Below are 21,532 nucleotides of genomic sequence, written 5' to 3'. Positions count from 1 at the left end.
GAATGCCGGTGTTCGCACCCGCTCGCCGAATGCCGGTGTTCGCACCCGCTCGCCAAGTGTCGGTGTTCGCGTCGCGGGCTGTCACTCCGGATCGTTCCGGATGTCCTGCCCGACGGCCCGGCGGCTACCTTGCGGACCCACAGCCACCGCAGAAGAAGAGGGACCAGCCCATGCGCGGCACGCGCTCGCTCCTGCTCGGCGGGGTCTTCGTCCTCGCCTCCCTGGCCGCGCCGCCCGGTGCCCTGGCCGCCGATAACGGCTCCGCGTCCCCCGTGCGGGTCGCCGATGCCACCCAGAGCTTCCGCAATCAGGCCACGGGCCGTTGCATGGACGACACCGACAACGGCTTCCGTACCTGGAGCTGCAACGGAAGCAATCCACAGCTGTGGGACGTGAAGGTCTGGGGCGACGGAACGCGCCAGCTGCGCAACGTCAACACGAACCGCTGCATCGAGGACAGCGACAACGGGTTCCGCACCGTCGACACCTGCAGCTCCAGCCCGGAACAGAGCTGGTGGATCAAGGTCTGGGACGACGGCACCGTCCGCTTCCAGAACCAGGCGACCCTGCGGTGCATCGACGACAGCTCCCTGGGCCTCCGCACCTGGCCCTGCAACGACACCCCGTACCAGAGCTGGTTCTGACACCCGCTTCACCGCTGAGCGGGCTCCCTACCCCCCCATCCCACAAGGCTATTCCGACGCGAAGGAGCAGTCAGGTGCGTGGCTCGACCGAACGACGACGTGCGATGTGGAGATCGGCGGTCCTGCTGGTCGTGGTGACCGTGACCGGCCTCGGCAACCCGGCCTTCGCCAAGGGCGGGGGCGACGTGCCCGGCCCGCTCGGCAACACCGCCCCGGCCACGCTGTTCTGCGACATCCCGCCGGACCGTGACATCGCCGTGACCCGCAAGGTGTACGAGGTCGGGCAGCGCCGCGGCGTGTCCGACAAGGTGATGCTCGCCGGCTTCGAGACGGGCTGGGTCGAGTCCCGCATGAACAACCTGGCGTGCGGGGACCGGGATTCGCTCGGTGTCTTCCAGCAGCGGCCCTCGATGGGCTGGTGCGAACCCGCCCAGTGCCTCGACGTCGACTTCGCGGCGAACAAGTTCTTCGAGGTCGCCCAGCAGATGGAGCCCGACTGGGCCACCGCGGGCGAACTGGCCCAGGCCGTCCAGCGCTCCGCCTACCCTGAGCGCTACCCCCAGGCGGAGGGCTACGCCCGGGAGCTGATGGCCGAGGCCTTCCAGCCGTACGGCACGATCGGGACGAAGTACGCCGCCCTGGGCGGCCCAGGCGGCCCGCTCGGCCCACCGGTCCGCGCCGAGGAGAACTCCTCGCTCGGCGGGCGGTTCCAGCTCTTCCGGAACGGGATCATCCTCTGGCACCCCGACGAGGCCCACGCGATCTACGGGGACATCCTCACGAAGTTCTGGGACACCGACGCCGAACGCCGCTGGGGCTTCCCCACGACCGACGAGGCCGACGCGGCACAGGCACCCGACGGAACCCGGGGCCGCTACCAGTTCTTCGAACACGGCCTCTTCCTCTGGTCACCGCAGACCGGAGCCCACACAGTCCACGGCGCCATCTACGACGCCTTCCACGCCGCCGGACACGAAACCGCACTCGGCTACCCCCTCAACGACGAAATCGACGAAGCGGGCGGCAAGGCGCAGAAGTTCCAGAAGGCCACCATCCACTGGAACCCCGACCGCGGCACCTGGATCACCGACAACTAGCGGTACCCCGTCGCCACTTCCGATCCGCACTTCCGACCCTGAGCTCCCGACCCTGAGCTCCCGATCCCGAGCGCCCGATCCCGAGCGCCCGACCCTGAGCGCCCGACCCCGAGCGCCCGACCCCGAGCGCCCGACCCCGAGCGCCCGATTCCGACCAGGAGGTCATGTTGAGCGAGCACCGTCCCACCCGCAGGAACGTCCTGAAGGCCGCGGGCGGCCTCTCCGCCGCGCTGGCGCTCGGCGCCGGTGGCGTCCTCGCGACGGCCACGGCGGCGAGCGCCGCCGGTGACGGCTTCGGGCTGCGCATCGTGGACCGCAACGAGAACGATCCCCGCATGAAGTACTACCGGTTCCAAACCAGCGCGATCGGCTGGAACCCCGGCGTCAACGTCCTGCTCCCCGACGGCTACGACACCAGCGGCCGCGCCTACCCCGTGCTCTACCTCTTCCACGGCGGCGGTCTCACCTCGGACTTCATCGAGTTCGACCGCGCGGGCGTCCGCGACTGGACAGCCGGGAAGCCGATCATCGTCGTGATGCCCGACGGCGGCCACGCCGGCTGGTACTCCAACCCGGTCAGCTCCAACACCGGCGCCCGGAACTGGGAGACCTTCCACATCGCCCAGCTCCTCCCGTGGATCGACGCGAACTTCCGTACGTACGCCGAGTACGACGGCCGCGCCGTCGCCGGGTTCTCGATGGGCGGCTTCGGCGCGCTGAAGTACGCCGCGAAGTACTACGGCCACTTCGCCTCGGTCAGCGCCCACTCCGGCCCGGCCAGCCTGCGCCGCAACCTCGGCGCGGTCACGCACTGGGCCAATGTGTCCTCCGCCGCCGCGGACCTGGCGGGCGGCACGGTCTACGGCGCTCCGCTCTGGGACGAGGCCCGGGTCAGCGCCGACAACCCGGTCGAGCGCATCGAGAGCTACCGCAACAAGCGGATCTTCCTGGTCGCCGGCACCGGCGGTCAGCCCGTGCCCTGGTTCAGCCAGGTCAGCGAGGACAACGTGCTCCAGGGCCAGCGGGAGTTCCGCGGCCTCCTCGACAGGGCCGGCATCCCGTACGAGGCACACGAGGAGCCCGGCAGCCACGAGTTCCGCGTACCGCTGTTCCTCCGCGACCTCGACGGCATCATCGGACGCCTCCGCAAGGCCTGACCCGGACGGCGGTCGTACCTGACTTCTCACCCCGCCTCCCCCACCCCCATGCACAAAGACACACGGAGGACCGAACATGCCCACCCCATCGCAGCCTTCGCAGCCGGAGCATCGGGCCGCCACCCGCCGGTCGGCGCTCAAGGCAGGCATGGGCTTCGCCCTGGGCGCCGGCCTGTTGGGTGCCGTCCCCGGTGCGGCTGCCGCCGACGACCGGTCGGGCCAGGCCGCAGCCGGGCGCCCCACCGCGCGACTGCTCCAGACCGGCACCCCGCTGTGCGAGCAGCCCGGCGACTCGGCGAGCGCGCAGGGGCTCGGCTCGGGGGACCTGGCGATCCCGTACTACCGGGAGCACGACAACACCTGGGGCTACGTGTTCGGCGACGCGTTCGGCGGGATCGCCCAGGCCGACCCCTATCTCGGCTCCCCGGTGATCCTGAACCAGGCGAACTTCGACGCCTCCGGCGCTTCCCCGATCTCGTTCTCCTGGGCGATGCCGACCGGCGGCGCCGCCGACCAGTGCTTCGACTACGCGCACCGGGCGGACAACGGGCACGGCTTCGAGATCACCCGCATCCCCAACGACTGCATCGAGTTCGGCGGACGCACCTACATCCAGTACACCTCGGTGGCCCTGTGGGAGAACATTCCCGCCGGGTACGACGGCTCGCTGATGTCGGGCGTCGCGTACTCGGACGACTACGGCGTGACCTGGCAGGACTACCCGTACCACTGGGCCGGCGACACCCAGGGGACGAACCAGTCCATGTACGGGATGTGGTCGTACGCGGGCATCGACCCCGACGGCTGGCTGTACATCTTCTCCAAGCGCTGGAACGGCACGCACTCCAACACCGCCGACGGCGGAGCGATCCAGCTGTTCCGCATCCGGCCGGACGAGTTCCGTGCGGGCAACTTCGGGGCCCAGGAGAACTGGGCCTTCCTGGACGGCCGCTGGCAGTGGACGCGGGCGGTGGGGCCCTCGATCATGCTGTCCGGGAACAGGATCGGGGAGTTCTCCGTCAAGCGGATCGGCAACACGTACTGCATGAGCTACTTCGACGTGGACGACTACTCGATCTGCACCCGCACCGCGCCCCGCCCGGACGCCGTCTGGTCCGCTCCCAAGCCCCAGATCGTCGGCGACGGCCTGCCGCCGCACCACTGGGGCAAGCCCCAACTGCCGTTCCTCTACGGCGGATACATCCACCCCGGCAGCGCGAGCGCCACGTCCCTGACCCTGATCGCCTCGCAGTGGCAGTCGGTCAACCAGGGAAAGACGCCCTACCGCGTCCTTCAGTACGACGGCATCCAGCCCTGATATCCCCCTCTCGCACCATGCGCCCGGAATCAGCCATTTCGGAAGGGCCACGGGTTCGCCGACCGTGGCCCCGTACGCCTTGCCCCGCCCCGGCCACCGGACTGGGCCCCTGCTTCCGCTCGAACGCGACGTGGCATGGCAAGCAAGAGCCGAAGGGCTGGCCAAGACGCAAACGCAAGCCGCGGTACAGATAACTGGAGCAACCTCTATCTAGCCACTGACATGTCACCTGACGATCAATATTGGGCAGTTGGCCAGCACTGGCGCATTTGCGTGAGTGCGCACGTATGCCGCCTGGTCGCCGGACCGAATCCCTGGTCTGCTGTACGCAGTCAAGTCGTCGCCCGCACAGGGCGGGCAGGACACGGGGGGAACAGACCAGATGAACACAATGAAACGCATTGCCACGGCCATGGCCGCGAGCGTGCTGATGGTGGGCACACTGCTGGCCATGACGGGCTCGCCAGCTGCAGCGCAGGACAACGGACTGGCCGAGGTACGCAGCACAGTCGCTTCGGTGATGGGCGCCGACGTTGCGGCCAAAGGCCGTCAGATCGATGCTACGACCATCGACTTCAACGGGTTCACCGCGACCAAGGCCACGCCCGGGCTCCAGCTGACCTGCCGGTACGGGTATCTGTGCATGGACGTCCGGGGCACGGTCTTCAACTACTACACCTGCCGCTCGTGGACCGTTTCCAACTGGTGGGGGACCGGACCGTGGATCAACAACCAGACCAAGGGGACAGTCGCCCGGTTCTACGGGAAGTCGGGCAACGAGCTGTGGAGTTCGACCGCATACAGCTCCGGCACGGCGGACTGGGCTCCGGTGTATTCACTGCGCCCCTGCTGATCAGGACCGGGGGAGCGAAGCGGGTGCCGTCCACGTAACGGCCTCACCCGTCGACAGGCACGTCGGGGCGTCACCGATCACCGCGGTGGCGCCCCAAGCCGTGTACCGCCTCCGGGCTCGTGCGTCCCGGAGCACGACCTGACTCTCACTACCGCTGCGACCGACCCCGGAGACGCGCCAGAGGCCCCGGCAGCACTCCCGGCAGGCGGCACCCACCCCTATGCCTTGGCCGCGCACTCGGCCCAGAGCAGCTTCCCGCCCTGCCCCGGCAGTCCGCCCCGCATCGGGTACGCGCCCCAGGACTCCGCGTAGAGCGTGACGAGATACAGTCCCCGCCCCCGCTCGGCCAGTTCCTCCGGTGTCCGGGCGCCCCACCGGAACGGGGCGGGGATGTGCGGATCGGTGTCCCAGACGCTCAGCCGGATGCGGCTGCGCCCGGCGTCGCGCAGGCGCAGGGAGTACGGCCCCGAGGAGTACAGGTAGGCGTTGGTGACCAGCTCACTGGCCAACAGCTCCGCGACCTCGGTGAGTTCACGCATGCCGTGCACGCGCAGGACGTTGCGGAGGGTGGCGCGGGCGACGCCGGGGGCGCGGGGATCCTGCGGGAGTTGGAGGGTGTATGTCCAGGGCGGGGATACGGTGGAACCAAGCATGGAAGTCTCCGTTCACGGGAGGAAGTTGGATCGCGGATTTCCGGTTGCCCGGTGACGAGGCCGCTCCGTCGAGCGGGGTACTTCCGGGCGGGTGGCCTGAGACCGAGACTAGACTCGCGGCAAAGAGGTTTTGCCAGATCGCGAGAAAATATATGCCGATTCCCTCGTGTGAGTGACAGCCCGACCAGCCCCACATCAGGAGGAGTTCGATGGCAGCGAGGCCAGCACTCACGGCCCGTCGCAGTCGTCTTGGAGCTGAGCTCCGCAAGCTCAGGGAGCAGGTGGGGATGACCGCGACCGAGGCCGCGAAACGGGTGGGAACCAGCTCAGGACAGTTGAGCAATGTGGAGTCCGCCCGTTTCGGCGTGAGCCCCGAACGGGTGCGTGCCATGGCGCACGTCTACGCCTGCTCCGACGACGCGTACGTCAATGCGCTGGCCGCCATGGCGATGGAGCGGTCATCCGGCTGGTGGGAGCAGTACCAGGGCATCCTCCCGCCAGGGCTGCTGGACCTGGCAGAGTTCGAACACCACGCGGTCGCCCTGCGAACCGCCTACACCTGCCACATCCCAGGGCTGCTCCAGACCCCGGAGCACGCCCGCGCCGTGTTCGGCCAGGTCGTACCGCAACTGACTCCGCCAGAGATCGAGCACCGCGTCTCCCACCGCATCAAGCGCCAGGACGTCATCTACCGGGCATCTCCCGTCACATACTCGGCCGTCATACACGAGGCGGCTCTCCGAATGAGGTTCGGCGGACGCGACGCAGCACGCAAGCAGCTGGAGCACATCTTGTCGATGAGCAGCCAGTCGCACATCACCGTCTCCGTGATCCCGTTCGACGCCGGCGCCTACCCAGGATCCGGACAATCGGTCGCGTACGGGCTCGGCCCGACTCCTCAGCTGGACACGGTGCATCTCGACCAGTCCCACGGGCCGGTGTTGCTGGACGCCGAGCATCAGCTGCTGAAGTACCGCACGCTCCTCGACCGGATGGAAGCCGTCGCGCTCACCCCGAAGAAATCGCAGGACTTCATCCGCCGTATCGCACAGGAACTGTGAAAGGACACCGCCGTGCCCACATCCCCCTGGCAGAAGTCGTCGTACTGCGGGGAAGGAGATGCGTGCATACACATGTCCGCCTCGCCCGCGCGCACCGTTCACCTCACCGAATCCGGCGACCCCACCGGGGCGATACTCCGCACCACCCCCACCGCCTGGGCCGCCCTCGTGCGCGCCATCAAGGAGGAACGCGGCCTTGGCCGACGCCTCGGAACTCCCACCAACCTGGCCTGAAGGAAGCGAAGATGCCCTCCGTCACATGGCAGAAGTCGTCCCACTGCGCACAGGGCGAGGCATGCATACACGTGGCTGAAGCCGAAGCCGGCACGGTCGGCGTCATCGAGAGCGGCGACCCCACCGGGGCAATACTCCGCACCACCCCCACCGCCTGGGCCGCCCTCGTGCGCGCCATCAAGGAGGAACGCACCCATGACTGACACCCCCGGCATCCCCACCGACCTCACCTGGGTCCGCGCCGCGCCCGAAGGCTCGGAGGGCCCCGGCCCCTGGATCGAGATCGCCTTTGGGCCGGACGAATTCGTCTACCTCCGCGAGACCGGGGATCCCACCAACATCGTCACAACCACCCGGACGAAATGGGTGGCCTTCACCAAGGGCGTCATGGCGGGCGAGTTCGACCACTTCGCCGAACCCGCCGACTAGGACCTGTGCCTCACAACCGAGATGGAGAACCGGCGTCCGCCCAGGCCCGGGCGAACCGTTCGTGCGCGGGCCGAGGCACGTCAGCCGGAGGCGTCGGCGCGGGGCGCGGGGCCTTCGCCGCGGTGAGTTCCTTGCGGACGGCGCGGTGGTGGCCGAGGGTCCAGGTGTTCCAGCGGCGTACGGTGCGGTCGGCCGGGCGGTCGAGGGCGTGCAGCTGGAGGTGGAGGGCCGCCGCGTCGCGGCCGACGCCGAGGGATGCCGCCACCTCGTCCACCAGGGCCGGGGCGCTGAAGAGCGGGTTGGTCTCGTACTGGCCCGGTGGGACCGGGGTGTCCGCCGAGCGGTCCGCCAGGGCGCGCAGCGCGGCGAGCTGATCGGCGGGTATGTCCGTGAGCTGGTCGAGCAGCCGACGGGCACTCTCCGCGGCCGGGTCGCCCACCGGTCGCTCGGTGAACACCCAGGTGAGGGCGGTGACCGCGGACCGTATCCCCTCGGCGTCCAGCGGTGCTTCCGCCAGGCGTCCGGTGAGCAGGGCGGTGGCCCAGGTCTCGGGCAGGCCGTGGTCCCTGGCCAGCGCGGCGGCATGGCTGCCGTCGTCGGCGTACGGGGTGGCCCCGAGCCGTTCGGACCATTCGGCGGCCATCCGGTCCGCCGCGGCAGTCATGCCCCCGGGGGCCCATAGCTCCGCCGGGTCGGCGGGGACTGCGGCGGAGAGCACGGCGTGCAGGCCGGCGAGGCCGAGACGCACCTTCATCTCGTCGTACGCGTGCACGGTGGTCCGGTCGGCCCTGTACGGCTTGGCGCGGCACAGCTTCAGGTGTGCCGCGTAGTCGTCGCTGCCGGCGAAGCCGTCGAGGACCAGGGCGGCGATCGCGCGCGGCACCCCCGTGCGCCACCGGAACAGGTCCACGGCTTCCTCGGGCACCTGCAGCGGGCCGTGTTCGGCGAGCAGGGCGAGCAGGCGGGGGATCCGGGTGGTGTCGTCGCCCGCGACGGTGCGGATCTCGCATTCCTCGGCACCGGCGGGCGCCGGGTCGGCGGCCCGTTGGAGGAAGGGCACGAGGCTGCTGCGGACCGGGCCGGAGGCCACCGGCACCCCGGCCTCGCGCAGTTCGGCGGTCCCGGGCTCGGGGGCGCGGCCGGTGCGCCAGGTGGTGCCCCGTTCCGCGAACGGCTGACGGCTCCACACGTCGAGCAGCGCGGTCAGTGCCTGCCGGTGCCCGTCCGGGGTGGCGGCGACGACGGCTCGCCAGGCCACGACGTCGGTCCGGCCGGTCAGCACCGCCCACTCGGCCGGGGGCGCGGGCAGGGCCAGCACCCGCACCTCGTCGTCGATCTCGCCGCGCAGATACCGGCCGTCGGCGGCGACCGCGGTGAGCAGGGCCGGCTGCGGCTGCGGCGCCCGCTGCTCGTACCCCCGCAGCCGGGCCAGCAGGCCGTGCAGGGCCGGGACGAGCCGGGTGTCGGGCACCGGGTCGGGCAGCTCGACGACCGGGCCGGAGCGCATGACGGCCACCCGGTGCGACAGCTCCCGGCGGCGGCGCAGCACATCGGCGGCGAGCCGGACGGCGCGTGCGACACCCTGCCGGATCCGGGGGTCGGTCACCCCGGGCAGTCCGTACTCGGCGCCGGAACGCAGCAGCTCGCGGACGGCCTCGTCGGTGACCGCGCGCAGAGCGCGGGAGGAGGGCTCGTCGCGCGGGGTGAGGAAGTGCCAGAAGGCGGGCGGCGGTACGGGCCCGGCCTGCTCGCCGAGGGTGGCCCGGACGGGGCCGCGGTGGCGGCTGCCGGGGAAGCCCCGGACCTGCCAGAGCAGTGAGTTGTCCTCGGCGGCATGGCAGCGGACGGTGGTGCTGCCGACCACGACGGCGTCCTCGCCACCGGCGGGGAGGGCGAGGATGCCCCACGGGCGGCGGCCCCAGATGGTGGTGCGGTAGGAGGCGGTACGGCCGTCGGCGGACTCCAGTACGAACTCGCGGGGCGAGGGACCGGCGTACGGGGTGCGGTAGTTGACCCGGCAGCCGGTGAGGCGGCCGTCCTGGCCGAGCGGGGACGGCGGGGCGCCGGGCGGCAGTTCGGCGAGGATGCGGTGGTCGGGGAAGGGCCTGGTGCCGTCCGGGAACGAGTCGGGGCGGTGGAAGTCGGGCAGGGTGCGGTCGGCGGTGGGCACACCGGTGGCGGGGTCCAGGCGGGCCCATCCCCTGCCGTGGTCCTCGCTGAACACCGCGGTGCTCCAGAAGTCCCGGCCGTCGTACATCTGGTAGTCGCGGTGGCCGATGCCCGCGGTGTCGCCGGGGCGCAGGACGCGCTCGCCGTCGAACCGGCCGCCGCCGTCCGAGGTCTGGAACTGGTAGCCGAGGCCGCCCTGGATGCTGCCGCCGTAGGGGCGCAGCCCGTAGGACTGCTCCGGTTCGAACGTGTCGGCGGGGCTGTTGGACCAGTACGCCGTGCTGACCCCGTTCTCGTCGCCCGAGCCGGTCCAGGCGACGAGGAACTGGCCTCCGACCCAGTGCACCGTGGGATGGCCTGCGCCGTCCGGCAGCTCCAGGGTGTGCTCGCCGCGCCGGCCTTCGTGGTCGACGGCGAACGCGCGGGTCTCCCCGTACACCGTGAGCACCGGCCAGGTGCAGGTGGTGTGCACCGTCTCGTCCGGCCGGAATTCGGCGAGGGCCTCCTCCAGCGCGGTCCAGCCCAGCTCCTCGGGCAGGCCGGAACGCAGGGCACGGGCCAGCGGGCCGGTGAGGTCCAGGGCTTCGAGAGCCTCCTCGATGCCGTCCAGGGCCGTGGCGGTGGGCCGGTCGAGGAGGCCGTGCAGCTCCTCGACGGCCTCGTCGGCGGCGGCGAGCCCGCCGCCGCGCAGCCCGTCGAGCAGCTTCTCGATCCGGCCGTGCACCTCGGCCGCGATGCCGGGATTGTGCGGAAGCCGGCTGATGGCGGAACCTCCCTGGGACCGGAGCCCGGCGTGCACCGTACCTTCGAGCCGGGAGCCGAACACGGGGTCGGCGGCGAGGGCCCTGAGGTCGCGCCGCGCTTCCTTGTCCCAGAACTCCAGGGAGATGGTGGGGCCGGGATCGTGGACGGGGATCCCCTCGGCGAGGCAGACGTCGAGCAGGTCGGCGTCCAGATGCGGCCACCGGTAGCGGTCCTCGTGGAGCCGGACCGGGGTGCCGTCCTCCTTCAACAGCGGCGCGAACCGGGCCACCAGGTCGAACAGCTCGGCGGGCATGGCCTGGCGGCACACCCCACCGCCGGACCTGCGGTGGGAGTACTGCGTGGCGTACCGCCGCAGCCACTCGCCGAGGCCGCCCTCCGGGGTGATCCGGCCGGTCGCGGCGGCGTCGGCGGCCCCGCAGCCGAGAAGCAGCCGCAGCCAGGCGGCCGCGTCGTTCTTCGACTCGGGGAACAGGTCGAGCAGGGCGGTGGCCCGGTCGTCGGCCGGCGGGTGAGCGGCGAGCGGGCCGAGCGCCGCGTCGAGCAGCCGGTCCGGCACGGCCTTGCCGCGGGCGGAGGCGAGCACCTCGCCCAGCACCCGCGCCTCCTCGTCGGCGCCGAGACCGGCCGCACGCGCGGAATCCCGGACCCGGCGGGCCAGATCGGCGGGGAGCTCGCCCGGCGAAGCCGCCCAGACGGCCAGCAGCCGCACGAACTCGCGGTGCGCGTCGCCCGGCGCGAACACCTCGGCCAGCCAGGCCGGGGCGCCGCCGAGCTCGGTGGCGGGAAGCGCGCCGAACCGGGCGAACAGCCGAAGGTTCGCCCACCGCCAGTCGGGGTCGACAGGCAGCCCGTGGGTCCGTTCCGCCGCTCGCGCGTTCGCGTACGCGCGAGCGGCGGAACGGCGGTGCGTCTCCAGCATCCAGTGCCCGATGGTGTCCCAGAACCATGGCAGATGGGCGGCCGGCAGCCCCCGGGCCAGGCGCCCCGCCTCGTCCACGAACCGCCCCGGCTTCTCCCAGGCCCTGTGCCGGCCGCGGTCCGCCTGCTCCAGCACATCACGGGCACCGGCCTCGGCACCGGGGACCCGGGCGCGCGCCCAGTCGACGTACGTCTCGGAGATGCGGTGATTGGCCGGGAGCGGAACGGGAGTTCCGGTGCTGCTGGTCATGTGTACGAGTCTGGCAGGCGGCACTGACAACGAACCGACCAGTTGTCCGAGCGCCTGTATAGGGTCCCGCCATGCCTGCCTTCCGCGACTTCAACTTCAAGCTGCTGGTCATCGAAAAGCTCATGTACCAGGACAAGACACTCACCCCGGCCTTCAGCATCGATGAATGCCTGCGGGCCAAGGGCATCGACGACGCGCAGCTCTACGCTTTCGACAACGATCTCGACTACACGGTGCTGGAAGAGGCCCGCGCCCACTTCGAGGCACTGGAGATCAGCGAGGAACTGCTCGCGACGGTGGACACCTTCCTCGTAGACGGCGGACACCGGGTGTACTACGAGTGCTCCCCGGTCTGGGACGGCGAGGACGACCTGTTCGACGTGGGCTCGCTCGACGACCTCGACCTGTTGCCGAACCTGCGGCGGATCGTGGGCACCCGCAATTGCGGGCTGGGCGTCCCGTTCAAGGCCGAGATCCTCGAAGCCCGGGGCATCATCGCCGACTGAGCCGCAAGCACGTTCTACTCCGGCTGTGGTGACTCCGAGTCAAGTCATCGGACAACGTGTCCGGTCGACGCGGCGCGGGCATGATCAACGGCATGAACGACGAGCCGGGCAGGATCCTCCGCTGGAACTTCTTCATCGGCGGCCACCTGAGTGCGTCGGTGCCCGTACGCCTCGTCGAGCGCACCGACGCCGGGCAGCTGGTGTGGATGGAGAGCGGCACACCGATGTGGCGTACGAAGCTTCCGCGCGGGAGACATCTGCGGGACATCGCCCCGGACGACCGCCCCGTCGGCGGCTACCCGGTGGTCGCCGACCGCTGGCCGATGGGCAACGCGCTCTTCTACCAGCCGGCCGGCGCCGCCCACTCCGTCCTCTGGCTCTTCGGGCGTGGACGGAAGTTCCGCGGCTGGTACGTAAATCTGGAGCGCCGGATCCATCGTGGTGACGACATCGACATCACCGACCACGAACTCGACATCAACGTGGCACCGGACCGGACCTGGAAGTGGAAGGACGAGGAGTCCTTCGCCGAGAAAACCGGCCACCCCGTCTACTGGACGGCCGACGAGGCGTCCGCGATCCGGGACGAGGGCGCCTCGGTTGTCCGACTCGCCGAGGCCGGAACGTTTCCCTTCGACGGCACCTGGTGCGATTTCCGGCCACCGCCCACCTGGACCACGCCGCCCCGGCCGCCCGTTCCCCGCCATCCACTGCTCTGATCGCCGATTGCTCAGACCTGGTTGCGCGCGCTGACCAGGGGATGTGCAAAATTTTCGGACAAGATGGCGGAATGGCAATCATTGCCCGGGGTCACACCCCGTGATACACAGAGTGACCATACATATTCGGTCACACACCATTTCGATCCGTGGGGCAGGGTGGCCGGACCGGCCAAATGTGCGAGATCCGGGTAAAGAGAGCCGTCAAGCCGTCGTACCAGAGCAGTTTCATCAGCGAAGATAGAGAGTGACCCGTGTCGTGTGGCAGGGGCATTGAACTACCCAACAGGGGCGGTGACTTACATGATCCTGGCAGCTGAAAAGGGCGACATCACCACCATCATCGGCGGAATCGCCCCGAATTGGGGCCCGTTCGGGACCTTGGGCAACGAGGCCCGCGTAATGATCGAGGTGGTGATGGCCATCGCCATCCTGCTCTGTCTCGGCATCGCGGTCTGGGGTGCGGCAAAGCAGCGCATCGGCGCGACGGCCCTGCGCGACACGTTCAGCGCCGAGCAGGGCAAGGGGCTGATCGTTGCCGGTCTGACCGGTGTGTTCATCATCGGATCTCTTGGAACCCTGTTCACCATCGTCTACGGAATGGCCGTCTGACCGACTGTCATTCCACGCCAGGGGCAGTCCCGCCCACTCCCACACCATCCGTCCGTCGTGCCCACCGGCAGAGGTTGCGTCTCCCTGATGTCGAGTCACCACACCGCGTCCGCGCGGAAGCCCGCACGGCTACCGTCGTACTACCCGGTTCAGTCAACGGTTGAGGGGGCGTACGCGGCATGAGCCTCGGCGACGAGAACGGCTACGGCAACGACTCAGGCCGTAACGACGATGCATACAGCACCATCGGCGGTACGCGCCAGACCCGTACCCGCCTTCCCGACAGCGAGGGCGGCGACGGCTACGGCGCCCCCCGCCGCCCTGCCCGTAGACCTCGCTCCCTGGTCACGGTGGTCGGTGTGGTCGTCCTCCTGATCGCGGCTATCGCGTTCGCGAACATGGGCGGAGGCGCCGGCAACGACGGCGACGGTTCGGGGAACGGGGGGAACAAGCCGGAGTCGTCGTCCACGGCGGCTACGGGGACGAAGCCGGTGACGGGGAAGAACGGGTCGATCCCGTCGGGGTTCGCCCATGACGAGCAGGGGGCGCAGAGTGCGGCGGCGAACTACGCCGTAGCACTCGGCTCGACCGACATGTTCGACAAAAACCGTCGCCGCGCGGTCGTTACCGCCGTATACGCCCCTAAGGTCGCTGCCGCTCGCCAGGGCGACCTGGACAGGGTGTACTCCGGTCAGGATTTCCTGACCAGCATCGGGCTGAACGCTGATGGCACAACGCCGGCTGGACTCACCTTCATCTCGCGCTCCAACCCGGTCGGCACCAAGGTCGTGAAGTTCAACGGCGACTCCGCAAGCATTTCCGTTTGGTACTCGGCTCTGTTCGGGCTGGCCGGCGAAGGTTCCAAGAACCCCGTCTCCGAGAGCTGGTTCACCAACACGTTCGAACTGGCGTGGATCGACGGAGACTGGAAGGTCACCGACTTCACGCAGAAGGACGGCCCCACCCCCGTCGGCCGTGACCAGGCTGCTTCCTCCGCGGAGGACATGGCCAACGCCGTGGAACAGTTCGGAGGGTTCACATATGCCCGGTAAACGATCCAGCCGAGCCCTTTCGCTCACGGCAGCAACAGCCAGCCTGCAGGTCACTCTCGTACTGCTGGCCAGCCGCGCATTCGCTGAGCCCTCTCCGAGCCCGTCACCCAGCGGTAGCAGCGATGCGTGCGACCTCATCCGCGGCCCCGCCAAGGACTACTGCGAAAGAGGCGAATCCGGCACCTCCACGAACGACCTGCCTTCCACCCTCGACAACTCCCAGGACCCCCTTACCTCCCTCGCCCGCGGCTGCGCCGACGCCGCCGCGTGGATCGTCGGCAAGCTCAGCGAGGCGGTGAAGAGCACCGCCGACGTCGACTTCACGAACACCAAGTTCCTCCAGCAGTACGCGATCGTCTTCGCGGCCTCCACCGTCCTGACGCTCGTCCTGTGGCTGCTCGCCGTGGCCAAGCGGGCGATCCGAGGCGTGCCGCTGACCACCGCGATCTCCGAGGCCATCGGGTTCCTCTGGCTGACGGTCCTCGCCTCCGCGTTCACCCCGCTGATCCTCTACACGGTCGTCTCCGCGACCGACGGCGTCACCGAAGTCATCGCCACCTCCTCGGGCGGGCAGAGCGATGTCTTCTTCGGGTCGTTCGCCGAAGCCCTCAAGAAGGGCTCCGACATCGGCGGCGGGCCGATCATGCTGATCGTCGTCTCGCTCGTGTCGATCCTCGCCGCGGGCGTCCTCTGGCTGGAGCTCGTCATCCGGGCCGCCCTGCTCTACGTCGGCGCCCTGCTCGGCACCGTCGTCTACGCGGGGCTCGTCGACAAGAACATGTGGGGCCACGTCCGGCGCTGGGCGGGCATCATGATCGCGGTGATCATGGTGAAGCCGGTCATCGTCGTCGTGCTCGGGCTGGCCGGTGCGCTCTCCCAGAACGAAGGGCCGAACGCCTTCTCCGCCGTCGTGTCCGGCCTCGCCATCATCCTGCTGGCAATCTTCGCCTCCGCGATGATCTACCGGTTCGTCCCCGGCTTCGGCGACGAGATCCAGGGCGCCCGTACCAACCGCAAGCAGGCCACCGACGGCTCCCAGGCCGCCGCAATGATCAGCTCCCCCGCCGCCCTGGTCTCCCAGGGCATCAAGACCCACAGCAGCCGCAGCGGCCAGAACGGCGGCGACAGCGGCGGTGGCGGTGGTGGCCGGCCCGCCAACGCGGTCAGCGGCGGTGTCGCCGCGCACAGCTCCCGCGGGAGCGGAGCCGGCGGCGGATCTGTCCCCCCCACCGCACCTCCGCCGCGCAGCGGATCGGGGCCGGCCTCCGGAACCCCGCACGGCAGCCGCTCCCACCGAGGTGGCGGATCAGGCAGTTCAGGTAACAACAGCACGGGAGGTGGAGTGCGTTGACAACTCCGTCCCACACGATCGCGCCCCGCCGTACGTATCTCATCGGCCGCGCCCGGCCGAACGCGATCGTCGGCAAGAACCGCGAGACCGGCGAAATCGCCCTGATCATCGCCGGCGCGTTCCTCGGCATGATGAGCGGCCTGATCGTCCAGATCCTGTCCCTGCGGATCGTGCTGCTCACGGGCTTCCCCCTGCTCGCCCTGGCGATCGTGTACCTCCCGTACAAGCACCGCACCTTCTACAAGTGGTTCGAGATCAACCGCAGCTACAAGCGCTCCCTGCGCCGCGGTACGACCTACCGCTCCGGCGCCATGGAGGCGGGCGTCAGCGGCGACGGACGCGAGGTCGAGATCGGACCGCCCCCCGGCATCGGCCGGATCAGCTGGCTCGCCGCCCCCTTCGGCCCGGACGAGATCGCCGTGCTCCTGCACGCCGACCGCCGCACCGTCACCGCCGCGATCGAGATCGAGGGCCCCGGCGTCGGACTGCGCGACAGCGAGGACCAGGAAGCCCTCGTCGACCGGTTCGGCACCCTGCTGAAGCACGTCGCCAACGGGGACGGCTTCGTGACCCGCATTCAGATGCTGGCCCGCACCCTGCCCGCCGACCCCGACGCGCACGCCAAGGACGTCGCCCAGCGCGGTGACAAGACGTCCCCGGGCTGGCTCCAGGATTCCTACGACCAGCTCCAGTCCATGGTCTCCACCTCCAGCGAGCAGCACCGCGCCTACCTCGTGGCCTGCATGCACTACACCCGCGAACTGGCCGCCGAGGCCAACGCCATGGCCCGCGCCGCCCGCCCCCAGACCGGCCGCAGGCTCGACCGGGACGCGGGCCTCGCCGTCGTCATGGCACGCGAGCTCACCGACATCTGCGCCCGCCTCGCCGAGGCCGACATCCGGGTCCGTCAGCCGCTCGGCCAGAGCCGGCTCGCCTCCCTCGTGCACTCGATGTACGACCCCGACCACCCCATCGACCACATCCAGGCCATGACCAAGCGCAACGCCTGGCCGGCCGAACTGGACGCGGTCGAGCCCACGTTCCTCCAGGCCAAGACCCGCGAATCGGTCACCCGCGCGCCCTGGTGCCACTCCACGGCCTGGGTGAAGGAATGGCCGATGACCCCCGTCGGCGTCAACTTCCTGGCCCCGCTCCTCGTCCACACGCCCGATGTGATCCGTACGGTCGCGGTCTGCATGGACCTCGAACCCACCGAGGTCGCCATCGAGCGGATGCTCACCGAGAAGACGAACGACGAGGCGGAAGCCAGCCGTCAGGCCAAGATGAACCGCACCGTCGACCCGCGCGACATCGCCGCGCACGGCCGGCTCGACCAGCGGGGTGAAGATCTCGCGAGCGGCGCGGCGGGCGTGAATCTCGTGGGGTACATCACCGTGTCGTCGCGCTCGCCGGAGGCCCTGGCCCGCGACAAGCGGACGATCCGGGCCTCGGCCGGCAAGTCGTATCTCAAGCTGGAGTGGTGCGACCGCGAGCACCACCGCGCCTTCGTGAACACCCTGCCGTTCGCCACCGGCATCCGCCGCTAGCCCCGCCGCACAGCACCAGCAGCTGCAACACCCGAGTCACCAGAGTCACCCGAGACAACCGAGAGAGCCGAAAGGGAGGTCGGTCACGCCATGCGAGATCCGCTGTCCGCGCTGTCGGACGCCTTCACCGCCTTCCTCTTCGGGAAGGTGGAGACGACCAGGCTGCCCGTCCGCACGTCCACGGGACAGGCCCAGGCCGTCTATCTGCCCACCGCCGCCCCCGGCCTCGGCGACTCCGGTGTGATCATCGGCCGCGAGGTCTACTCCGGCAAGGGCTACATCTACGACCCCTTCCAGCTGTACGGACAGCAACTGCCCGCCCCGCACTGGCTGGTGCTCGGCGAGTCCGGCAACGGCAAGTCCGCGCTGGAGAAGACATACGTGCTCCGCCAGCTCCGCTTCCGCGACCGCCAGGTCGTCGTCCTGGACGCCCAGGGCGAGGACGGCGTCGGCGAGTGGAACCTCATCGCCCAGGAGCTCGGCCTCACCCCGATCCGCCTCGACCCGACCGCCGCTCTCAACGGCGGCATCCGGCTCAACCCGCTCGACCCCTCGATCACCACCACCGGCCAGCTCGCCCTGCTCCGCACGATCATCGAGGTCGCGATGGGGCACGGCCTGGACGAGCGGTCCGGCTTCGCGCTGAAGGTCGCCCACGCGTACGTCAACGAGACGATCACCGACCGGCAGCCGGTCCTGACCGACATCGTCGACCAGCTCCGCCACCCGGAGCCCGAGTCCGCCGAGGCGATGAACGTCGACATAGACGATGTACGGGCCTGGGGCCTGGATGTCGCCCTCGTCCTGGACCGGCTGGTCGACGGTGATCTGCGCGGCATGTTCGACGGACCGACCAGCGTCGGCATCGACCTCGACGCCCCGCTGATCGTCTTCGACCTCTCGCACATCGACCGGAACTCGATCGCGATGCCGATCCTGATGGCGATCGTCGGCGTCTGGCTGGAGCACACCTGGATCAGGCCCGACCGGAAGAAGCGCATCTTCCTGGTGGAAGAGGCCTGGCACATCATCAACTCGCCCTTCGTTGCTCAGCTCTTCCAGCGCCTGCTGAAGTTCGGGCGGCGGCTCGGTCTGTCGTTCGTGGCCGTCGTCCACCACCTCAGCGATGTCGTCGACGGAGCGGCGGCCCGCGAGGCCGCAGCGATCCTCAAGATGGCGTCGACCCGCACGATCTACGCCCAGAAAGCCGACGAGGCCAGAGCGACGGGGCGTGTGCTCGGCCTGCCCCGATGGGCGGTCGAGATCATCCCGACCCTCACCCCGGGCATCGCGGTCTGGGACGTCAACGGCAACGTCCAGGTGGTCAAACACCTGATCACCGAGGCGGAACGCCCCCTGGTCTTCACCGACCGCGCGATGACCGAGTCCTCCACCGCCGAGCCCCTCCCCGACGACGTACGCGCCGCGGACCTGGAGGCGGAGGAGCGCGCGGCACGGATCGAGCACCAACAACGGCTGAACGAGTCGTCCGAGTCAACGGTGGCATGACATGGCGGGGCGCGCTGAGGAACGTACCGGCGGCAGCGGCGGCATCCCGGACGGCCTGCTGATCGGGCTGCTGGCCTTCCTGCTCGGGCTGACGCTGCTGGCGTGGACGGCCACCGGCCTGGCCGGACTGCTCGCGCACGGCGCCTGGCCGGAAGGGGTCACGCTCGCCGAGACACCCCTGTCGTTGCGCCGGCTCGTCACCGCACCGCACGACCTCCCGGCCGCCTGGCCGAACACCCCGGCAGGCGAGCTCTCCGGGTACGGGCTCTTCTGGGGTCTGTTCATCGGCGAACTGATGGTGCTGGTGGTGCTGACGGTATTCGTGCTGGGCGTGGTGGCCCGCTGGCGGGAGGTACGGGCACGGCAGCGGAGCCAGCGGTACGAGGACGGCATCGTGGGCAGTCCCGTACGGTCCCAACAGCGGAGCCAGCGGCACGAGGACGGCATCGAGGGCGCTCCCGTACCGTCCCGGCAACGGCAGGAACCCCACCACCAGGCACAGTCTCCCGCCGAGCCCGCGGCCGCCCCCGTGGAACACGCATCGGTCGAGACCCCCGCCCCCACCGAAGCCACTTCCGAAACCGCTTCCAAGCCCGGAGCCGGGGCCCCCGCCCCCGTCCTCCCCCCGCTCCCCTCCCCCCGTCCGCCCCTCGTCGTCTACGGGTCGGCCGCGACGCGTCGCCCCACCGTCGTCCAGGCCATCCACGAAGCCGACGGCCCCGCGCTCGTCGTCACCTCCGACCCCACCGTCTGGGGCGAGACGAAGGACGCCCGCGCCAAGCTCGGCCCAGTTCTTGTCTACGACCCGGGCCACCTCTGCGACACCCCGGCCCGCCTGCACTGGTCCCCCACCGCGGGCTGCGAACAGCCCGACACGGCCGCCGCCCGCTCCACCGCGCTCCTGGCCCCGGTCCGGCCGCAGGCCCGTATCGACGCGGCGACCGCCGACACCGCGGAAACGCTCCTGCAGTGCTGGCTGCACGCCGCCGCCATCGACGGCCGCCCCTTCCGCCAGGTCCACCGCTGGGCACTCGGCGGCAGCGCCCACGAACCTGTGCGCCTGCTCCGTACCCACCCGAAGGCGGCCTCCGGGCTCGCCGGCCTGCTGGAGTCGGCGCTGACCGCGCACCCCGAACGCCGCGAAATGGCCCAGGCGTTGGCGGTTCGTGCCTTCGGCGCGCTGTCGTCGGTCCACATCCGCGAGGCCTGCACACCGAACCGGGCCGATTCGCTCGCACTGGAATCTTTCGCGGCCGAAGGGGGCACTCTCTACGTGGTGGGTGAACCGATCGAGGACCCCCGCTCAGGACCAGGAGCAATGCCCCTGCTCACGGCCCTCGCCTCACACGTGGTCGAGCACGGCCGCCGCATGGCCGCACGGTCATCCGACGGTCGGCTCGACCCACCAATGACGCTGGTGCTCGACGACATCGCAGCAGTGGCCCCCCTCCCCCGGCTCCCCGAACTGCTGGCGACCGGCCAGGACACGGGACTGCCGGCCCTCGCACTCCTCCGCTCCCAGGAGCAGGCCCGCGCCCGCTGGGCCCAGGAACTCACCACCTCACCCTGACGGCACGCGCTCCACCGCGTACTCGATCTCCCGCGCGGACGGGTCGCGCGGCATGGGCACCGAGGCCCCGGTCGCCACGAACCCGATCCGCCGGTAGAACGCCGTCGCCCGCGCGTTGTGCTCGTGCACATACAGCCGTACCCGCTCGATCCGCGGCTCCGCCGACGCCCAGACCCACTCCGTCCCGGCCCGGAACAACTCCTCGGCCAGACCCGCGCCCCGCGCCTCGGGCCGTACGTACACACCGACCACATGCGCCTGGTGGACGCCTGCGGCCTCCCCGAACCGCGCCTCCGCGTCCGGCCGCTCGATCAGTACGGTGACGCTGCCGTCCCACCGCCCGTCCGGCGCGACGGCGACGAACTGCCGCACGTCACCGCTCCCGGCCTCGGACGCACCGAGCGCCCGGTCCTGCCAGAACGCGTCGGAGTGGGCCGCACTCTGCTCGTACGTCTCCAGAAAGGCCACGGGCGCGACCGGATCCCGCAGCGCGGCAAGCCGCAACTCCTTGACCAGGGGCCACTCGTCGGCGCGCACGGCTCGAATCACATGTTCCATCCATCGATCCTGCCCCTGCCGACCGACCTGCGCCAACACCATTTCCCGTACCGCGTGACGTCGTACCCCGGTACTACGCGCACCCCCATGTCCCATCCCGGGTCCGACGCCGGCCGCGGGGCCCGCTCCGTAGCGTCGACAGCATAATCAAGGCATACGAACTCACCAAGAAGTACGGGGACAACACCGTCGTCCAGGACGGGCCTGGACGGCCCCCACCCCTGGGCCGCTCCACGATCGGCGGACGGGCGTACACCGCCCACAACGCACCGCTCACCGAGGTCGGCGCGCTCCTGGAGGCCCGCTCCGTCCACCCCGGCCGCACCGCCTTCAACCACCTCATGGCGCTGGCCCACACCCACGGCATCCCGCGCGGCCACGTCGAGCACGTACTCGATCTGGCAGGGCGGCCCGTTCCGGGCTCTTAAAAGCCGATGGGTTCCGGTATACATCGGCAAGTATCCCGTGAACGCAGAAAAGCCCCGTGCCACAAGGGCACGGGGCTCTCCCACAAAAGGAGTTCGGCGGCGTCCTACTCTCCCACAGGGTCCCCCCTGCAG

At 70.2% G+C, this 21,532-nt stretch carries 20 protein-coding genes and 1 pseudogene; 18 read left to right on the top strand and 3 right to left on the bottom strand.

Features of this window, described 5'->3' with window-relative positions; all coding sequences use genetic code 11:
* Positions 1-170: 170 nt before the first annotated feature.
* The 5 genes from ACWCQ6_RS28990 (at position 171) to ACWCQ6_RS28970 (ending at position 5,069) form a co-directional block, all read left to right on the top strand.
* Positions 171-644: an RICIN domain-containing protein gene (locus ACWCQ6_RS28990; protein WP_451094135.1), complete on the top strand. Its 474-nt coding sequence runs from the start codon at positions 171-173 to the stop codon at positions 642-644.
* Between the two features lie 74 nt (positions 645-718).
* Positions 719-1,741, top strand: a complete 1,023-nt coding sequence (locus ACWCQ6_RS28985; protein ID WP_451094133.1) for an LGFP repeat-containing protein — start codon at positions 719-721, stop codon at positions 1,739-1,741.
* 167 nt (positions 1,742-1,908) lie between these two features.
* Positions 1,909-2,898 (top strand): alpha/beta hydrolase, encoded by a 990-nt coding sequence (locus ACWCQ6_RS28980; RefSeq protein ID WP_451094145.1) that lies wholly within the window; start codon positions 1,909-1,911, stop codon positions 2,896-2,898.
* Between the two features lie 76 nt (positions 2,899-2,974).
* Positions 2,975-4,216 carry a DUF4185 domain-containing protein gene (locus ACWCQ6_RS28975; RefSeq protein WP_451094131.1) on the top strand — a complete coding sequence of 414 codons (1,242 nt, stop codon included), beginning with the start codon at positions 2,975-2,977 and terminating at the stop codon, positions 4,214-4,216.
* Positions 4,217-4,598: 382 nt separating this feature from the next.
* On the top strand, positions 4,599-5,069 hold the full coding sequence (locus tag ACWCQ6_RS28970) for a hypothetical protein (RefSeq protein WP_451094129.1): 471 nt from the start codon (positions 4,599-4,601) through the stop codon (positions 5,067-5,069).
* A gap of 218 nt (positions 5,070-5,287) precedes the next feature.
* Here the strand turns inward: ACWCQ6_RS28970 and ACWCQ6_RS28965 are convergent, their stop codons facing one another.
* Positions 5,288-5,722, bottom strand: coding sequence for an ATP-binding protein (locus ACWCQ6_RS28965; protein WP_451094127.1), 435 nt, complete (start codon positions 5,720-5,722; stop codon positions 5,288-5,290).
* Between the two features lie 209 nt (positions 5,723-5,931).
* Between ACWCQ6_RS28965 and ACWCQ6_RS28960 the strand changes: the two genes are divergently transcribed.
* The 4 genes from ACWCQ6_RS28960 to ACWCQ6_RS28945 are packed head-to-tail and all read left to right on the top strand — an operon-like array spanning position 5,932 to position 7,446.
* Positions 5,932-6,783 (top strand): helix-turn-helix domain-containing protein, encoded by an 852-nt coding sequence (locus tag ACWCQ6_RS28960; protein ID WP_451094125.1) that lies wholly within the window; start codon positions 5,932-5,934, stop codon positions 6,781-6,783.
* Between the two features lie 12 nt (positions 6,784-6,795).
* A complete protein-coding gene (locus ACWCQ6_RS28955) occupies positions 6,796-7,017 on the top strand; it encodes a DUF397 domain-containing protein (RefSeq protein WP_451094123.1) in 222 nt (73 codons plus the stop codon).
* Between the two features lie 11 nt (positions 7,018-7,028).
* Complete coding sequence (locus tag ACWCQ6_RS28950; RefSeq protein WP_451094121.1) at positions 7,029-7,220, top strand: DUF397 domain-containing protein; 192 nt, start codon at positions 7,029-7,031, stop codon at positions 7,218-7,220.
* Complete coding sequence (locus tag ACWCQ6_RS28945; RefSeq protein WP_451094119.1) at positions 7,213-7,446, top strand: DUF397 domain-containing protein; 234 nt, start codon at positions 7,213-7,215, stop codon at positions 7,444-7,446. The genes ACWCQ6_RS28950 and ACWCQ6_RS28945 overlap by 8 nt, the downstream gene beginning before the upstream one ends.
* Positions 7,447-7,456: 10 nt before the next feature.
* Here the strand turns inward: ACWCQ6_RS28945 and ACWCQ6_RS28940 are convergent, their stop codons facing one another.
* Positions 7,457-11,548: a hypothetical protein gene (locus tag ACWCQ6_RS28940; protein WP_451094117.1), complete on the bottom strand. Its 4,092-nt coding sequence runs from the start codon at positions 11,546-11,548 to the stop codon at positions 7,457-7,459.
* A gap of 71 nt (positions 11,549-11,619) precedes the next feature.
* Here ACWCQ6_RS28940 and ACWCQ6_RS28935 point away from each other — a divergent pair, with 71 nt between their 5' ends.
* The 8 genes from ACWCQ6_RS28935 to ACWCQ6_RS28900 all read left to right on the top strand — a co-directional run bounded on the left by ACWCQ6_RS28935 (position 11,620) and on the right by ACWCQ6_RS28900 (position 20,414).
* Positions 11,620-12,054 (top strand): DUF6892 domain-containing protein, encoded by a 435-nt coding sequence (locus ACWCQ6_RS28935; RefSeq protein ID WP_451094115.1) that lies wholly within the window; start codon positions 11,620-11,622, stop codon positions 12,052-12,054.
* Positions 12,055-12,146: 92 nt separating this feature from the next.
* Positions 12,147-12,773 (top strand): DUF402 domain-containing protein, encoded by a 627-nt coding sequence (locus ACWCQ6_RS28930; RefSeq protein ID WP_451094113.1) that lies wholly within the window; start codon positions 12,147-12,149, stop codon positions 12,771-12,773.
* A gap of 303 nt (positions 12,774-13,076) precedes the next feature.
* The gene (locus ACWCQ6_RS28925) at positions 13,077-13,385 is read left to right on the top strand and encodes a hypothetical protein (protein WP_018101695.1); all 309 of its coding nucleotides are present in this window, start codon (positions 13,077-13,079) and stop codon (positions 13,383-13,385) included.
* Between the two features lie 179 nt (positions 13,386-13,564).
* Positions 13,565-14,437 carry a hypothetical protein gene (locus ACWCQ6_RS28920; RefSeq protein WP_451094111.1) on the top strand — a complete coding sequence of 291 codons (873 nt, stop codon included), beginning with the start codon at positions 13,565-13,567 and terminating at the stop codon, positions 14,435-14,437.
* The gene (locus ACWCQ6_RS28915; protein WP_451094109.1) at positions 14,427-15,788 is read left to right on the top strand and encodes a hypothetical protein; all 1,362 of its coding nucleotides are present in this window, start codon (positions 14,427-14,429) and stop codon (positions 15,786-15,788) included. Before ACWCQ6_RS28920 ends, ACWCQ6_RS28915 begins: the two co-directional genes overlap by 11 nt.
* Positions 15,785-17,335, top strand: a complete 1,551-nt coding sequence (locus ACWCQ6_RS28910; protein WP_451094107.1) for an SCO6880 family protein — start codon at positions 15,785-15,787, stop codon at positions 17,333-17,335. The genes ACWCQ6_RS28915 and ACWCQ6_RS28910 overlap by 4 nt, the downstream gene beginning before the upstream one ends.
* Before the next feature lie 90 nt (positions 17,336-17,425).
* Positions 17,426-18,844: an ATP-binding protein gene (locus ACWCQ6_RS28905; protein ID WP_451094105.1), complete on the top strand. Its 1,419-nt coding sequence runs from the start codon at positions 17,426-17,428 to the stop codon at positions 18,842-18,844.
* A 1-nt stretch (position 18,845) separates the two neighbouring features.
* Positions 18,846-20,414, top strand: a complete 1,569-nt coding sequence (locus ACWCQ6_RS28900) for a type VI secretion protein (RefSeq protein ID WP_451094103.1) — start codon at positions 18,846-18,848, stop codon at positions 20,412-20,414.
* On the opposite strand, the gene ACWCQ6_RS28895 is transcribed toward ACWCQ6_RS28900, so the two are convergent.
* Complete coding sequence (locus ACWCQ6_RS28895; protein ID WP_451094101.1) at positions 20,406-20,972, bottom strand: GNAT family N-acetyltransferase; 567 nt, start codon at positions 20,970-20,972, stop codon at positions 20,406-20,408. The genes ACWCQ6_RS28900 and ACWCQ6_RS28895 overlap by 9 nt on opposite strands.
* Before the next feature lie 143 nt (positions 20,973-21,115).
* Here ACWCQ6_RS28895 and ACWCQ6_RS28890 point away from each other — a divergent pair.
* Positions 21,116-21,379 (top strand): annotated as a pseudogene (locus ACWCQ6_RS28890) (ABC transporter ATP-binding protein); the annotation flags it as partial.
* Positions 21,380-21,532: the final 153 nt, after the last annotated feature.

It is taken from the genome of Streptomyces sp. NPDC001880, assembly GCF_053594575.1.
Note: the sequence above shows the minus strand (reverse complement) of the source record. Positions and strands in the feature narration are given on the sequence as shown.

Bases quoted from the DNA above. Each gene is read 5' to 3' on its own strand.
- ACWCQ6_RS28990 (WP_451094135.1), top strand. From the start codon at position 171: ATGCGCGGCACGCGCTCGCTCCTGCTCGGCGGGGTCTTCGTCCTCGCC.
- ACWCQ6_RS28975 (WP_451094131.1), top strand. From the start codon at position 2,975: ATGCCCACCCCATCGCAGCCTTCGCAGCCGGAGCATCGGGCCGCCACC.
- ACWCQ6_RS28970 (WP_451094129.1), top strand. From the start codon at position 4,599: ATGAACACAATGAAACGCATTGCCACGGCCATGGCCGCGAGCGTGCTG.
- ACWCQ6_RS28965 (WP_451094127.1), bottom strand. From the start codon at position 5,722: ATGCTTGGTTCCACCGTATCCCCGCCCTGGACATACACCCTCCAACTC.
- ACWCQ6_RS28960 (WP_451094125.1), top strand. From the start codon at position 5,932: ATGGCAGCGAGGCCAGCACTCACGGCCCGTCGCAGTCGTCTTGGAGCT.
- ACWCQ6_RS28950 (WP_451094121.1), top strand. From the start codon at position 7,029: ATGCCCTCCGTCACATGGCAGAAGTCGTCCCACTGCGCACAGGGCGAG.
- ACWCQ6_RS28945 (WP_451094119.1), top strand. From the start codon at position 7,213: ATGACTGACACCCCCGGCATCCCCACCGACCTCACCTGGGTCCGCGCC.
- ACWCQ6_RS28940 (WP_451094117.1), bottom strand. From the start codon at position 11,548: ATGACCAGCAGCACCGGAACTCCCGTTCCGCTCCCGGCCAATCACCGC.
- ACWCQ6_RS28935 (WP_451094115.1), top strand. From the start codon at position 11,620: ATGCCTGCCTTCCGCGACTTCAACTTCAAGCTGCTGGTCATCGAAAAG.
- ACWCQ6_RS28930 (WP_451094113.1), top strand. From the start codon at position 12,147: ATGAACGACGAGCCGGGCAGGATCCTCCGCTGGAACTTCTTCATCGGC.
- ACWCQ6_RS28925 (WP_018101695.1), top strand. From the start codon at position 13,077: ATGATCCTGGCAGCTGAAAAGGGCGACATCACCACCATCATCGGCGGA.
- ACWCQ6_RS28920 (WP_451094111.1), top strand. From the start codon at position 13,565: ATGAGCCTCGGCGACGAGAACGGCTACGGCAACGACTCAGGCCGTAAC.
- ACWCQ6_RS28915 (WP_451094109.1), top strand. From the start codon at position 14,427: ATGCCCGGTAAACGATCCAGCCGAGCCCTTTCGCTCACGGCAGCAACA.
- ACWCQ6_RS28905 (WP_451094105.1), top strand. From the start codon at position 17,426: ATGCGAGATCCGCTGTCCGCGCTGTCGGACGCCTTCACCGCCTTCCTC.
- ACWCQ6_RS28900 (WP_451094103.1), top strand. From the start codon at position 18,846: ATGGCGGGGCGCGCTGAGGAACGTACCGGCGGCAGCGGCGGCATCCCG.
- ACWCQ6_RS28895 (WP_451094101.1), bottom strand. From the start codon at position 20,972: ATGGAACATGTGATTCGAGCCGTGCGCGCCGACGAGTGGCCCCTGGTC.